Raw genomic sequence first — 13,171 nt, forward strand, 5'->3', positions numbered from 1 at the left:
TCGGGACTGCCGCCCGGGAGAGGTCGCGCTCCGCGCACGAAGAGGTTCGGTCACGATCGGCGCAGGGCTGCCGTGCTCATGCTGGCGCCTTCGGTCATCCACCTCGTCTGGTGGATCGGTATTCCCGTGGCCGCGACCTTCGTCCTGGCCTTCACCGACTACGACATCCTCGCAGGCACGGTCGAGTTCAACGGCCTGGACAACTTCCGGGAGATCTTCAGCGACGAGACGTGGAACGCCTCTATCTGGCACACGGTGGTGTTCACCTTCTTCACCGTGCCCGTCGCCATGGCCATCGCGGTGGTCCTGGCCGTCCTGCTCAACGTGAAGATGCGGGCGGCCGTCTGGTACCGCACCGCCGTCTTCATGCCGCATGTCACCGCGACGGTTGCGATCGCCCTCGTGTGGATGTGGATGTTCGAACCACGGCTCGGCGTGGTCAACACCATGCTCGGCTGGGTGGGCATCGACGGGCCGACCTGGCTCGCCGACCCGGACTGGGCGCTCACCGCGGTGATCATCGTCAGCATCTGGAAGGGCATCGGCATCAAGATGCTCATCTACCTGGCCGCGTTGCAGGCGATGCCGGAGGACGTGTACGAAGCGGCTCGGATCGACGGGGCCTCGCAGATCCAGCAGTTCTTCGCCATCACTCTACCCCTGCTGAAACCAGCGACGTTCTTCGTCCTGGTGGTGTCGATCATCGACTCCTTCCAGGCGTTCGACCAGCTGTACGTGCTGACACCGGACGGCGGGCCCGGCAACTCGACCACGGTCATGACCTACGAAATCTACCGCACGGCGTTCAAGGAGTTCAACATGGGCGCCGCCTGCGCGCAGAGCGTGGTGCTGTTCGCATTCCTGCTGGTGCTGATGCTGATCAGTCGACGCCTCACCGGAAAGGAAGAGGATGTCCGCTGAGAAGCTCCTCCAGGGAGACACGGATCGCGGGACCCGACCCGCGAACCGCATCCCGCTCGCTCGCTTGTTGCGGAGGACGGCCCTGCACCTGGTGCTCGCCACGGTGTCGCTCGCGATGGTGCTCCCCTTCCTCTGGATGATCATCACCTCGCTGAAGACCGATCCCGACCTCGCCTCCTATCCCCCCAACCTGCTGCCGCAGGTATGGGACTGGGACAACTACTCCGAGGCCCTGGAGTACGCCCCCTTCGGTACGTACTTCAAGAACAGCCTGCTCATCTCGTTCGGACACACAGCGTTCAACCTCGTCCTGGCGTCCACGGCGGGGTACGCACTGGCCCGCGTGCCCTTCCGCGGCCGGACCCTGGTGTTCATGGTGGTACTCGCCACCATGATGATCCCGACGTACACAAAGATTGTCCCGCAGTACCTGATAGCCAAGGGAATCCCGTTCTTCGGCGGGAACGACTATCTGGGCCAGGGCGGGCACGGCTGGCTCGACTCCTGGTGGGGCCTGATCGTCCCGGGCGCACTGACACCCTTCGCCATCTTCCTCTTCCGACAGTTCTACCTCTCGCTGCCGCGTGAGCTGGAAGAGGCCGCCCGTATCGACGGAATGGGTGAGTTCGGTATCTACGCACGGGTGATGACGCCCCTAGTCAAGCCAGCTATCGCCACTGTGGGTCTGCTCACCTTCGAGAGCAGCTGGAACAACTTTCTCTGGCCGTTGATCATCACCAGCGACACCAACCTTCGCGTCATCCAGGTGGGTCTTTCCACCTTCCAGCAGGCCGACCAGAACGCCTGGGCTTATCTGATGGCGGGCACGACGCTGGCCACCATTCCGATGGTGGTGCTGTTCCTCTTCACCCAGCGCTACTTCGTCCAGGGATTCGCCAGATCAGGCATCAAATAGCCCCGCTCCTCTTTTCCGAAATAACCATGGAGAATTCTCATGCCTTTTGATCTCACAGGTCGCCGAGCGCTCGTCACCGGTGCGGGCCACGGCATCGGCGCGTCGGTCGCGCTCGGGCTGGCGGGGGCGGGCGCGGACGTGATCGTTCATCACGGACACTCCGCCGCCGCCGCGGAGAGGGTCGCGGCCGAGATCATCGCGATGGGGCGCAAGTCCGCGTGTCTGGCCGCCGATGTCACCAACCCCCACGAGGTCACTCGACTCGTGGACGAGGGCGTCGCCCTTCTCGGAGGACTCGACATCGTCGTGGCCAACGCGGGACACCTTGTCGGTCGGGTACCCGTCTCCGAGATGAGCGAAGAGCATTTCCACAGTGTGGTCGATGTCAATCTCTTCTCCGTCTTCCGCACGTGCCGGGCGGCGCTGCCGTACGTGAAGGAGGCGGGGCCCTCGGGCCGCTTCGTCCTGATGGCCTCCCAGGCGGCCCATGACGGCGGCGGCCCCGGAGCCGCCGCGTACGCCGCGGCCAAGGCCGGAGTGATCGGCTTCGCCAAGGGGTTGGCCAAGGAGGTCGGAGGTACCGGCGTCACGGTCAACGCGCTCGCCCCCGGATACATCGGCGGCACCACCTTCCACGACACGTTCACCCCGCCCGAGGCTCAGCAGGGCATTGTCGAGAAGCTTCCCATCGGCCGTGGCGGCACGGTGGAGGACGTCGCCGGCGCGGCCGTCTACCTCGCCTCGGACGAGGCCGGCTACGTCACCGGAGCCACCCTCGACATCGGCGGTGGCGTATGGCCGCGCTGACCATCACCCGTGAGCGGGGCGGCTGGTGGCACGCCTATGTGTGCCCGGCCCACGGGGTCGAGCTCGACCACGGCGACCTGATCGGCGATCCCTTCCCGAGCACCGGAGCCACATGCCGGTACGGCTGCCGGATGGACACGGAGGCGGTACGCGGTGCGCGGACCGTACTGGCCCATCAAGCCGCCGCCCAGCGCCTGCGGCGTCTCGCCTGCGGCGGGCCGACCGAGCGCTCCGAAGCACTGCGGCTGCTCCTGGAGTACGCGGAGCTGTACGCGAGTCTTCCCAGCAAGCACCCGGGAGCGGCCGACTGGATGCTGCACGGCCGCCTCTTCCACCAGGCCCTCACCGAAGCCATCTGGGCGGTGTCTGTCTCCCACGCCGCGCGGACGCTCACCGCGCACCGGGGGATGCGTACCGAACTCGGTGCCCTGCTGCCCTTCCTCCGGTCGCTCGGAAACTGTGCCGGTGAGGCGCGCGCGGTGCTGCGGCGCAAGGGGGAGGTTCGTTCCAACTACACGGCATGGCTCGCCGCCGCGGAGATGTGCTGCCGGTCGGCCGCACTCGCCATTGAGGGTGCCGAGCCCGACACCGTGGAACTGGCGGACCGCTACGGGCTGTTCGAGCACATGCGCACGGCGGTGCACGAGGACGGCTGGGAGTGGGAGGGCAGTACCTATTACCACCTCTTCGTCCTGCACGCGTATCTGCTCGCTCTGCGGGGCAGCAGGCCGGAGCGGTTGCCCGGGGACATCGCCGGAGTACTGGGGGCGATGACCGTAGCCCTGGCCGGTATCGCGACTCCCGCCGGTACCCTGCCGGCCTTGCACGACGGGCCGTACCGGCGTGAGGCGCAGTCCGCCGAGATATGCGAGGTGGCTGCACTCGCTGATCAGTTGTTCGCCGGAGCCCCGTTGTCCGCGGTAGCCAGAGCCGCGGCCCGGGACGTGGACACCGAGCTGCCAGCGGACCTCACGGGCTGGTTCAGCGGACCGCCGCTGCCCGCCCGCGCCCCGAGGCGGTCCTTCTCGAATACGGGGTACGCGGTGTTCCGCTCAGCCGGAGTACACGCGCTTCTGGATGCCGGACCACACGGGGGAGGACACGGGCACCTGGACAAGCTGTCCCTCTACCTCTACGCGGATGACGGCACCGCATGGCAGCCCGATCCAGGGCAGGTCCCCTACGCACACCGGACCTATCGGACGTACTACGCCGGCACGAAGGCCCACCCGACCTTCCGCGTCGACGATTCGGAGCAGGCGCCTTGCGACGCGGTCCTCGACGGCGACACCGGCAGATGCGTCGGGGCCTACGACGGTGTGTCCGCCATGCGGCAGGTCGTCACGGGCTCCCCCTACCTCCTCGACATCCTCGTCCTCGAAGCCGATGACGAGCGACTGCTCACGGCTCAGCTACGCCCGGGCACCGATCTCGGTGTCGTGGTCCAGGGCCCCGGTCGCTCACGCACCGTCTGGGGCGAAGGCGGGAGCGGGACCGCGGTCATGACTGGGCAGCACGTATCGCGTCCGCCTGCCGAGTTCACCGTCGTCGCACACCCGGGCCCCGCCGACGACCCGGCGCGAACATGCCGGGGCGTCGACTGGTCGACCGCCGGCCGGCGCGCGGTGTTCGCCTCCGTCTACCAGTCCGCCGAAGCGACACCGCCCGTCCGCCGGGTGAGCCTGTCAGAACGAACCGTCCACATCGATCTGGCCGACGGAACCGTCGCCACCCACTCCATCGGAAGGTGAGTCCGCACATGCTGCTTCTCGAAGGGCGACTCGAACTGCTCCGCGATGAGCTGAACGGGACGCTCGCCGCTCAGTGGCGCCGACTGTACGAACAGTGCGACTGGTACCGCCGACAGTCGCCGCCCACGGAGCACCCCGAGGCGAGCATCACCTACTTCGGGCCCGCCGCCGCCAACCTGGCACTCGCCTATCGGCTCACCGGACAGCGCGGCTATCTGGAGGAGGCGTGGCGCTGGATCTCGACCTGTGTCGCCTTCCCCCACTGGGGCCGAGCCCACATGCCGGACCACGACCTGGACGCGGGATGGCTGCTGCACGGCCTCTCGCTCGCCTACTCCTGGCTGGGCGAGGACCTGGAGCCGGAACGGCGGAACACCCTGCGGGCCAAACTGGAGCTCCAGGGAGAGCGGCTCCACTCGTACGCGGAGGACACCACCGGCAGCTGGTGGTCGAGCGCCTACTGGCAGAACCACAACTGGATCTGCTGGACCGGTATCGCCACCGCGGGCTACGCACTGGGACGTTCCGAGTGGACCAAAGCGGCCCGGGCGAATCTGGAGACGGTCCTGAGGATGCTGCCCGAGGACGGTTCGGACTCGGAGGGGGTCGTCTACTGGCGGTACGGTGTGCCGTGGCTCGCCATCCACACCGACCTCGTGCAGCGGCAGGAGGGGGCCGACCTCTGGTCGGTGGGCGGCTTTCTGCGCAACACCACGCACTGGCGCCTGCACCAGAGCGCACCGGGTTTCGGGGAGAACATCGACCACGGCGACTGCCACGACCGGCGCAGCGGGCACAGCGTCGCCCTCTACTACCGCCTGGCCTCCGCCTACCGGGACAGCACGGCGCAGTGGCTGGGCGACCTGGTCGCGGAACGCCACTTCTGGCGCGAGGCGTACGAGTCGGGTGTGCGCCCCGGTGTCATGCCCGAAGCCTTCCTCGAACTGCTCTGGTACGACCCGGGGGTCGTGCCCGTCGCCCCCCACCAGGAGCCCCTCACCGCGTACTTCCCGGACCTCGGGCAGATCACGGCGCGTACGGGCTGGGACAGCGCCGCCACCTGTGTCAGCTTCAAAGCCGCGCCCGGCGGCGGCCACCGCGCCTGGGAGGAGGGACACCGACTGAAAGCCGCTGGCGGTTGGGACGCCATGAGCGCGGGCCACCACCACCCCGACGCCGGAGCCTTCGTCCTGCACTCGCACGGCTCCTTCCTCGCGGTCGACGAGGGGTACAGCAACCAGAAGCGCGCCGCGCACCACAACCTGATCCTGGTGGACGGCCAGGGGTGGGCGGACGAGGGCCGTTACCACGTGTACGAAGGCCTGCCGTACGAGCGACGGGCAAGCGTACGGAACGTGCTCGCGGAGGGCGGATTCGCCCATGCCACGTCGGAATCCGCAGCGATGTTCTCCGAACGGCTGGGGGTGCGACGCCTCGACCGTACGCTGGTGGTGACTCCGCGCGGGCGTGTCGTCATCCTCGACGAGCTCGAGGCCGATTCCCCGCGCGAGTGGACCTACCTGCTGCACACCGACTGGCCCGCCTCCCAGCTGGGCCCGGACGGCTGGCGGCTGGAGTCGGGGCCCGCAAGCGCGCGGCTCACCCGGCTCCTGCCCACGGACGCCGAGGCGGCTCAGGAGCGCACCGATGTGGAGGCGAACCCCACATCCAGCACCCCGAGCCTCAAGGTCAGCAAGACGATGCACACCCTGCGGCTCACCACCGCCAGGACCCGCAATGCCACGTTCCTGACCGTCCTCGAGAGCACAGGGGCGCTCGACCCACAGCCCGTCCCCGCCGTTCTCCTGCCCTCGGACCAGGGGCACGCGGTGTCCGTCGGTGAGGGCGCCGAGAGCGAGCTCGTGCTCCTCGCCCCGAGCACGGGGGCCATCGAGACGGAGCGCGTACACGCCGACGCGGCGGCCGTTCTCCTCTCCGGAACACACATCGCGACCGTACGGGCGCGCAGCATCGAGCTCGACGGCAGTAACAGGCTGCGGGCCGACCAGCCTTTCACGGGCCTGCTGAGCATCTGACCGACTGAGAACCGGGAGCACGTCATGAAGGGCTGGGAACGCGGTGCGCTGCGGGCGATGGAGTTCGTCGCACAGCCAGCGCTGGCAGGCGCCGCGTTCTGCCTGCTGGCCCTGGGAGTCATCACCTGGCTCCCGGCGCTGGCAGCCGCGGGAAGCGCGTTGCAGGACTGGCGGAGCGAAGGGGACGGACGTTCCTTCACCGGAACGCTGCGTGCCTTCCCCCGGCTCTGGCGCGCCCTGTGGAGAGAGGGTCTCGTCGCCACCGCCGTGCTCGCCGTCCTCACCCTGAACTGTCTCTTTCTCTTGGACACGCGAAGTGCGACGGGCCTGTTGCTGTTCCCCGTCCAGGTGGGGCTGATGGCCGCGACGGCTGTGTACGCCCTGTCGCTGGCCGCCGTCTGCGCGGTCGGCACGGATGCAGCTCCTCGCCGCGGGGCGGCCGTCCTGGCCTTCGGTTCGCCGCGGCGAACCGTCGTCCTGTTGCTCGTCGCCGTACTCGCTCCGTTCGCCGTGCTGCCGATCCCCCTGGGGCCTCTGTTGCTCGGCCCCACCCTTCCCCTGCTCCTGGCCCTCTCCCTGCTCACACCTGCGGCTTCGAGGAGGCCGGTATGAGAGTCACCCACCGCGGTGCCGCGTTGGGCGCCCTACTGGCGGCGGCGGTTCCCGCCGCGTCCACAGGAGCGCCCAGGAGCGCCCACGACTACTGCGTCTCTTCTCACCGCAGCGACACGAACACCGGAGCCCGCTGCGCGCCCTTCGTCGGCATCCAGCGTGCGCTGGACTCGGCCGGGCGGGTGTCAACGGTCCATCCGGCACCTGGCCTCTCCTTCCGGGACTTCGCCGGCCGGAGTCCCGGTGGCACCGTCACCGGCCCCACGTCCACCGTCGTCCAGAGCTCCGGCACCAGCCGTGCCGCCGCCGAGGCCCGGCACGGCGACGTCCGCCTGACCGGCTTCACCGTCGACCCCACGCAGGAGTCCGGCTACCGCAAGAAGCCCGTACATGCCATGGGCCTGGCACCCGGCTGCGGAGTGGACGGTCTTCCCATCGCCCGTATCGACCTCCACGGCTCACGGGAGGATCGCGTGCGGCTGCGCTCCCCGAGCGTCGGTGCCGAGGTCCGAGTGGGCGGCGACGCCCCCGACGGGGGCACCCGCAACAACACCGAGGGCAACGCCCTCCCCTTCAACTCTGCGGGGGCGACAAGTTCGAAGCCACCCCGCAGAGCCAGGGACGCGACAGCACCCTGGCAGGCGGCACCGACGGCGACGCGACAGGAACCTGTGGACACGGTTGCGTCCCGCCGCACGCCTCATGACCTAACCCCCCACAACACCCGACACAACCAACAGTAAGGAAACAGCCAACATGCGCCTCACACGCAAGCGCAAGCTCACCATGGCCGCTGTGGCCGCACTCTCCACCCTCACGGCACTGACCGCGCCCATCGTCGCCCCCGACACCGCGGCCGCGGACGCCCCGTGCGACTACCCCGCCCAGCAGCTCAACCTCACCAACTGGAAGGAGACCCTGCCGACCGGGCCCTCCGGCTCCCCGACCGAGATCAAGCAGCCCGCGCTCGCCACGTACTCCTCGGCCCCCTGGTTCAATGTGAACGCCAGGTGCACCGGCGTGCAGTTCCGCTCCCCTGTCAACGGCGTGACCACGCCGAACTCCAGCTACGCGCGCTCCGAACTGCGCGAGATGACCGACAACGGCACGGAGAGGGCGTCCTGGTCTGCCACCTCGGGGACCCACACCCTCACCTTCAGGGAGGCGTTCAACAAGCTCCCCAACACCAAGCCGCACGTCGTCGGCGCGCAGATCCACGGCTCCGACGACGACATCACGGCTTTCCGCCTGGAAGGCTCCAACCTCTACATCACCAAGGGCAACGACACCCACCACAAGCTCGTGACCAGCGACTACAAGCTGCACACGGTCTTCGAGGGCAAGTACGTCGTCAGCAACGGCAAGATCAAGGTGTACTACAACGGCGTCCTCCAGACGACCATCTCACACACCGGGTCCGGCAACTACTTCAAGGTCGGCGCCTACACCCAGGCCAACTGCGGCAACTCCTCGCCGTGCAGCAGCTCCAACTACGGCCAGGTGAGCGTCTACGCCCTGAAGGTCACCCACTCATGACGCAAGGGGGTGCCGGGCCTCGGATCGGGAGGCCCGGCACCTCTCAGCAGAGTACAACGGGCTGAACCGGCCTCCCGCGCCGCACTCGGGGCGCGGGAGGCGCGGGGTCACCGATCCCGCCTCTCCCCGGTGCGCACCGCCCGTGCGAGGGCCGGTGCCCAAAGCGAAGCGTCTGCCTCAGAACAGGACATGAAGCGGAAATGACCCGAGCTGACGACCCGGCGCCCGCGCGGCCGGAATGCCCGATCACCACGGAGATCACCTCCCGTGGGCTGATCGCGATCCTGCGCGCCCCCACCGCCGAGCACTTCCCTGTGATCGCCGACACGTTGCTCGCCTCCGGGATCCACGCCATCGAGATCACCCTCACCACTCACGGCGCCCTGCAGTGCATTCGTGAGCTCACGACCGCCTACGGCCAAGAGGCGGTCGTCGGAGCGGGGACAGTCATGACCGCCGACCAGGCACAGGCCTGCATCGATGCCGGTGCCCGATTCCTCGTCTCGCCCGTGTCGGTGCCCGAGGTCGCCCGAACGGCCCGCAACGCGGGCGTAGCCGCCTACCCCGGCGCGCTCACACCCACCGAGATCAACGCCGCCGACTGTACCGGCGCACCCGCCGTGAAACTCTTCCCCGCCTCGGCCGTCTCACCCCGGTACGTCTCGGACCTGCGCGGTCCGCTTCCCGGTATCCCCCTCATCCCCACCGGCGGCATCTCCCTGACCGACATTCCGGCATGGACCGCGGCCGGGGTCGCCGCCGTGGGCCTGGGCACGCCCCTGGTCGGCGCGGCGGCGACGGAGGGTGCCGACGACCGCCTCGCGGTCCGCTGCCGCCAAGCCCTCGCGGCTGTCGCCGAAGGCAGGGCCGCCCAGTGACACACTCCCAAGACACACCCGCGCCGCGGGCCAACGGCGGTCTCATCACCTTCGGCGAGACCATGGGCCTGATCACCGCGCACACGGTCGGCACCCTGGAGTACGCGCGTGACTTCACCTTTGGTATCGGCGGAGCCGAGAGCAACGTGGCCATCGGTGCCGCGCGCCTCGGAGCCCCGGTCACCTGGATCGGCCGCGTGGGAGACGACGCGGCCGGAGAGCTCGTCGGACGCCGTCTGAGGGCCGAAGGCATCCACACCATGGTGGTCCGGGACACCTCCTTCACCGGCCTCATGGTCCGCCACCGCCGCGCTGCCGCCGTGGTCCATGTCGACTACCACCGCGCCGGATCGGCCGGTTCCCGCCTCACATCGCACGACATCCCGGTCGACACGATCAGGCGGGCCGCGATCCTGCATCTCACCGGCATCACCCCGGCCCTCAGCGCCTCCGCCCTCCAGGCCACCTGGGACGCGGTCGTCGCGGCGAAGGCGCACGGTGTACTCGTCAGTATCGACGTGAACTACCGCAGCAAGCTCTGGGACAGAGCCGCGGCCCGGTGCGAGTTGCGACGGCTCGTCGCGGAGGCGGACATCGTCTTCGCGGGGATCGAGGAAGCCCGACTCGTCCTCGACTCAGGGGAGGACGCTCCCGAATCCCTGGCCGCAGGCCTGACGGCGACAGGGCCGGGCGAGGCCGTCATAAAGACCGGATCCCAGGGGTGCACCGCCCGCATCGACGACGCGATCCACAAACAGCCAGCGCTGTCCGTCCCCGTGGTCGACACCGTCGGGGCCGGCGACGCGTTCGTGGCCGGGTACCTGTCAGAACGTCTACGAGGAGCCGCCCCCCTCCAACGGCTCCGGACAGCCTGCGCCATGGGGGCCTACGCCGTGTCCGTTCCCGGCGACTGCGAACTGTTGCCGACCCGCGGCGAACTGGAGACCTTCCTGACGACCGGAGACGTCCTGCGATGAAAGGTGCGCCCGCGAAACCGTGCGTTCCCTTGGCTCCGACTGAGCCGGTCAGCCCATGAACCTGTGCCCAGTGACCTTGCACAGGACAGTGTTCGCCGACTGGCGGTCGGTCCACTCGTGGGCCAGCCTGCCCGATGTCTGCCGCTTCCAGCCCTGGGGGCCCAATACCGAGGGCCAGACCCGCGATTTCGTGAGAGCGGCGGTCGAAGCCTGGGAGCGGGAGCCACCCCGGAGGCTGGTCCATACGGCACGCGTCGGGAACGCCGTTGTCGGCATGGGTGAGCTGCACATCCGCAGTCACACACAACGCCAGGGCGGCATCTCCTACATCGTGCATCCGAGGCTGTGGGGCCAGGGAATCGGCACGGAAATCGGCCGCTCGCTGCTCTCCCTGGGCTTCGACGTGTGGGGGCTCCACCGGATTCGCGCCACGTGCGACCCCCGGAACCGGGGATCCGCCCGGGTGCTGACGAAACTCGGCATGACGTACGAGGGATACCACCGGCACACGGCCTTGATCCGAGACGGGTGGCGGGACTCCCTGGTGTTCAGCACCGTCGAGGACGAATGGCGGGCCGCGCCCCGAAGCCGTGCCGACGCTGTCGCGGAGGGACCGCACCCCCCTCAGCCGGGTGCCATGCCAGGAGCCGGCCCGCTCGGGGCGACCTCGCCGGGCGGGCCGCCCTGTGCCTGCCTCGACCCTCCGGTCTGCCGGGTCTGCGGCCAAGAGGGTTGCGGCGTTGGCCCCTGCCGCCTCCGGTGATGGGGCGGGTGACGCGCCAGTCCAAGAACTCGCCGGCGAAGGTCCCCACTGGCACAGCCGGGGACGAGGCGGCCGACACCCGCCATGACGATCGCGATCGCCCTGCCCTGGAGGTGCTCGGAGGCCATACGGCGCGTGTGTCCGACCGGCGTCGCCCGGGTGAGAGGCCGCCGCCCCGGCGACGCACCGGGCCGCGATGACCAGGATGTCGCCGCGGGGGAAGGCCCTCACGCTGTTGGCGAGGGCGCACCCCGCCATACCGGGCCGCCCACCAGGATCATCGAACGGATCCCCCTCTGTCTGGACAAGCCCCGGACGATCCACCTCTCCGGCGTCGCGCCCGAGGTGCTCGCCGCCCTGGAGCGGGACCGCGTGACCCACCGCGCCGAATGCCCGGCCAACGACCGGGGCACGGTCTCCGAGTACCTCGACGCGGTACACGGCCACCCCTTCCACGGGGCGTCCGGGCCAGGCCGTACACCAGCCTCCCCCTGCTCGCCCCGGCCGAGCACTCACCGCTGACCAGGTGATCGGCCGCGCAGACGCGTGTTCTCTTCTTCCAGGAGCAGGATCCGGCCGATCCCCGCGAGGTTCACCCCTTGGGCCGCCAACTCGGCCACCCGCCGCAGCCGGGCGATGTCGTCGTCGCTGTACAGCCGCGTACCGCCCGCGGTACGAGCCGGAGCGACCAGGCCCCGCTCCTCGTAGGAGCGCAGGCTCCCCGGAGCGGCGCCGGACAGCTCGGCCGCCACGGAAATCGTGTACAGACCTCGGGTCGATCCCGGCCGCGGTTCAGTCATCAGCGCGTCCTTCCTGGCGGTCTCCTACGTGAGACCCGCGATCCTACCTCTCCCAAGGAGAGATCCTCTGCCCACACTGTTGTTTATCTACTCGAGGATGAGGTATAAAACTTGCGTCACCTCGAATCAGGTTTCCTGCTAGACACAAGGGAGGTTCTCATGTTGCTGATGCGTACCGACCCCTTCCGGGACATCGATCACCTCACACAGCGGCTTCTGGGAGAGGCATCCCGACCGGCCACGATGCCGATCGACGCCTACCGCGACGGTGACGTCTTCGTCGTCCACTTCGACCTTCCGGGGGTCCACGCCGACTCCATCGACCTGGAGGTCGAGCGCAACGTGCTCACCGTGACCGCCGAACGCCCCGATACGGTGCACGACCGCGAAGGGGTGGTGGTCGCCGAACGGCCCACCGGAACCTTCTCCCGGCAGCTCTTCCTCGGCGAGACGCTGGAGACCGGTGCCATCCGGGCCGACTACACCGACGGTGTCCTGACCCTGCGCATCCCGGTCGCCGAGCAGGCCAAGCCGCGCAAGATCAGCATCAGCCGGGGTGACGGCCAACCGCGCAGTATCAAGTCCTGAGAGACGGCGGCCCGGCCGGAGCCGGGCCGCCGCCCCGACATGTCCACACCTCTCTCCCGAAGCGGTGATCCGATGACTCCCACACTTCGCAGGACCCGTGCGGTGGCCGAGCACATCCAACGCCACCACCGCCCGGAGGCGACCCACCTGGCGTGCGTCCGCTTCTTCCGCGCCCTCCGGGCCTACGAAACCGCGTGGGGCACCACGCCCCGGCAGCTCCACCGGGCGGCGAAGGACCTTGAGAGGACTACCACCGAACTCACCGGCGACCCCGACACGTTCCGGCGGGCCTGCGGGGACCCCCGCCACAGGGGCACGCCGCGCGGCCTCGACGAAGCGCTCGCCGAGGAGCTGCGGCTGTTTCTGAAGGCACCCGGGTACGCCAAGGCGGGGTGAGCACACGGCAGAGGGCAGCGTTCTCACCGAGGCCGTTCCTTACCGGAGCGCGCGGCCGAGACGGCCGCCCACCGACTGGTCCGGCACCGGGGCCCGGCCCGCGGCCGGTGCCCCGGGAGGGCCGGGGCCGCCCCGCAGCCCCCCAACGGTATGACTACGGTCATATCAAGACCATGGACAGCGCTATCCA

The 13,171-nt window shown here is 69.2% G+C and carries 15 protein-coding genes; 14 read left to right on the forward strand and 1 reads right to left on the reverse strand.

Annotated elements, in window-relative coordinates; translation table 11 throughout:
- Positions 1–78 precede the first annotated feature (78 nt).
- The 12 genes from B042_RS0101200 (at position 79) to B042_RS24200 (ending at position 11,719) form a co-directional block, all read left to right on the forward strand.
- On the forward strand, positions 79–921 hold the full coding sequence (locus B042_RS0101200; RefSeq protein WP_197024142.1) for a carbohydrate ABC transporter permease: 843 nt from the start codon (positions 79–81) through the stop codon (positions 919–921).
- On the forward strand, positions 911–1,837 hold the full coding sequence (locus B042_RS0101205; RefSeq protein WP_028646686.1) for a carbohydrate ABC transporter permease: 927 nt from the start codon (positions 911–913) through the stop codon (positions 1,835–1,837). Before B042_RS0101200 ends, B042_RS0101205 begins: the two co-directional genes overlap by 11 nt.
- Before the next feature lie 39 nt (positions 1,838–1,876).
- Positions 1,877–2,644: an SDR family NAD(P)-dependent oxidoreductase gene (locus B042_RS0101210; protein WP_028646687.1), complete on the forward strand. Its 768-nt coding sequence runs from the start codon at positions 1,877–1,879 to the stop codon at positions 2,642–2,644.
- Positions 2,632–4,395, forward strand: coding sequence for a heparinase II/III family protein (locus B042_RS0101215; protein WP_028646688.1), 1,764 nt, complete (start codon positions 2,632–2,634; stop codon positions 4,393–4,395). The genes B042_RS0101210 and B042_RS0101215 overlap by 13 nt, the downstream gene beginning before the upstream one ends.
- Before the next feature lie 8 nt (positions 4,396–4,403).
- Complete coding sequence (locus B042_RS21600) at positions 4,404–6,431, forward strand: heparinase II/III family protein (RefSeq protein WP_036553532.1); 2,028 nt, start codon at positions 4,404–4,406, stop codon at positions 6,429–6,431.
- A gap of 24 nt (positions 6,432–6,455) precedes the next feature.
- Positions 6,456–7,043: a hypothetical protein gene (locus tag B042_RS0101225; protein WP_028646689.1), complete on the forward strand. Its 588-nt coding sequence runs from the start codon at positions 6,456–6,458 to the stop codon at positions 7,041–7,043.
- A complete protein-coding gene (locus B042_RS0101230) occupies positions 7,040–7,786 on the forward strand; it encodes a hypothetical protein (RefSeq protein WP_028646690.1) in 747 nt (248 codons plus the stop codon). The genes B042_RS0101225 and B042_RS0101230 overlap by 4 nt, the downstream gene beginning before the upstream one ends.
- 13 nt (positions 7,787–7,799) lie before the next feature.
- Positions 7,800–8,579 (forward strand): polysaccharide lyase family 7 protein, encoded by a 780-nt coding sequence (locus B042_RS0101235; RefSeq protein ID WP_028646691.1) that lies wholly within the window; start codon positions 7,800–7,802, stop codon positions 8,577–8,579.
- Between the two features lie 200 nt (positions 8,580–8,779).
- Positions 8,780–9,457, forward strand: coding sequence for a bifunctional 4-hydroxy-2-oxoglutarate aldolase/2-dehydro-3-deoxy-phosphogluconate aldolase (locus B042_RS0101240; RefSeq protein ID WP_028646692.1), 678 nt, complete (start codon positions 8,780–8,782; stop codon positions 9,455–9,457).
- A complete protein-coding gene (locus B042_RS0101245) occupies positions 9,454–10,434 on the forward strand; it encodes a sugar kinase (protein WP_028646693.1) in 981 nt (326 codons plus the stop codon). The genes B042_RS0101240 and B042_RS0101245 overlap by 4 nt, the downstream gene beginning before the upstream one ends.
- A 55-nt stretch (positions 10,435–10,489) precedes the next feature.
- Positions 10,490–11,197: a GNAT family N-acetyltransferase gene (locus B042_RS26975; RefSeq protein WP_081748536.1), complete on the forward strand. Its 708-nt coding sequence runs from the start codon at positions 10,490–10,492 to the stop codon at positions 11,195–11,197.
- An 84-nt stretch (positions 11,198–11,281) separates the two neighbouring features.
- The gene (locus B042_RS24200; protein WP_051415382.1) at positions 11,282–11,719 is read left to right on the forward strand and encodes a hypothetical protein; all 438 of its coding nucleotides are present in this window, start codon (positions 11,282–11,284) and stop codon (positions 11,717–11,719) included.
- Here B042_RS24200 and B042_RS0101260 read toward each other — a convergent pair.
- Positions 11,710–11,997, reverse strand: a complete 288-nt coding sequence (locus B042_RS0101260; protein ID WP_028646694.1) for a MerR family transcriptional regulator — start codon at positions 11,995–11,997, stop codon at positions 11,710–11,712. The two genes, B042_RS24200 and B042_RS0101260, sit on opposite strands and share 10 nt — an antisense overlap.
- 159 nt (positions 11,998–12,156) lie before the next feature.
- On the opposite strand from B042_RS0101260, the gene B042_RS0101265 reads away from it, so the two are divergent.
- Both B042_RS0101265 and B042_RS0101270 read left to right on the forward strand, forming a co-directional pair.
- A complete protein-coding gene (locus B042_RS0101265; protein ID WP_028646695.1) occupies positions 12,157–12,585 on the forward strand; it encodes an Hsp20/alpha crystallin family protein in 429 nt (142 codons plus the stop codon).
- Positions 12,586–12,657: 72 nt separating this feature from the next.
- Positions 12,658–12,981: a hypothetical protein gene (locus tag B042_RS0101270; protein WP_051415384.1), complete on the forward strand. Its 324-nt coding sequence runs from the start codon at positions 12,658–12,660 to the stop codon at positions 12,979–12,981.
- Positions 12,982–13,171 lie beyond the last annotated feature (190 nt).

This window comes from Nocardiopsis sp. CNT312, assembly GCF_000515115.1.
Classification (GTDB): domain Bacteria; phylum Actinomycetota; class Actinomycetes; order Streptosporangiales; family Streptosporangiaceae; genus Nocardiopsis.

Bases quoted from the DNA above. Each gene is read 5' to 3' on its own strand.
- B042_RS0101240 (WP_028646692.1), top strand. From the start codon at position 8,780: ATGACCCGAGCTGACGACCCGGCGCCCGCGCGGCCGGAATGCCCGATC.
- B042_RS0101225 (WP_028646689.1), top strand. From the start codon at position 6,456: ATGAAGGGCTGGGAACGCGGTGCGCTGCGGGCGATGGAGTTCGTCGCA.
- B042_RS0101265 (WP_028646695.1), top strand. From the start codon at position 12,157: ATGTTGCTGATGCGTACCGACCCCTTCCGGGACATCGATCACCTCACA.
- B042_RS0101270 (WP_051415384.1), top strand. From the start codon at position 12,658: ATGACTCCCACACTTCGCAGGACCCGTGCGGTGGCCGAGCACATCCAA.
- B042_RS0101205 (WP_028646686.1), top strand. From the start codon at position 911: ATGTCCGCTGAGAAGCTCCTCCAGGGAGACACGGATCGCGGGACCCGA.
- B042_RS0101230 (WP_028646690.1), top strand. From the start codon at position 7,040: ATGAGAGTCACCCACCGCGGTGCCGCGTTGGGCGCCCTACTGGCGGCG.
- B042_RS0101215 (WP_028646688.1), top strand. From the start codon at position 2,632: ATGGCCGCGCTGACCATCACCCGTGAGCGGGGCGGCTGGTGGCACGCC.
- B042_RS21600 (WP_036553532.1), top strand. From the start codon at position 4,404: ATGCTGCTTCTCGAAGGGCGACTCGAACTGCTCCGCGATGAGCTGAAC.
- B042_RS0101210 (WP_028646687.1), top strand. From the start codon at position 1,877: ATGCCTTTTGATCTCACAGGTCGCCGAGCGCTCGTCACCGGTGCGGGC.
- B042_RS0101260 (WP_028646694.1), bottom strand. From the start codon at position 11,997: ATGACTGAACCGCGGCCGGGATCGACCCGAGGTCTGTACACGATTTCC.
- B042_RS26975 (WP_081748536.1), top strand. From the start codon at position 10,490: ATGAACCTGTGCCCAGTGACCTTGCACAGGACAGTGTTCGCCGACTGG.
- B042_RS0101200 (WP_197024142.1), top strand. From the start codon at position 79: ATGCTGGCGCCTTCGGTCATCCACCTCGTCTGGTGGATCGGTATTCCC.
- B042_RS24200 (WP_051415382.1), top strand. From the start codon at position 11,282: ATGACGATCGCGATCGCCCTGCCCTGGAGGTGCTCGGAGGCCATACGG.
- B042_RS0101235 (WP_028646691.1), top strand. From the start codon at position 7,800: ATGCGCCTCACACGCAAGCGCAAGCTCACCATGGCCGCTGTGGCCGCA.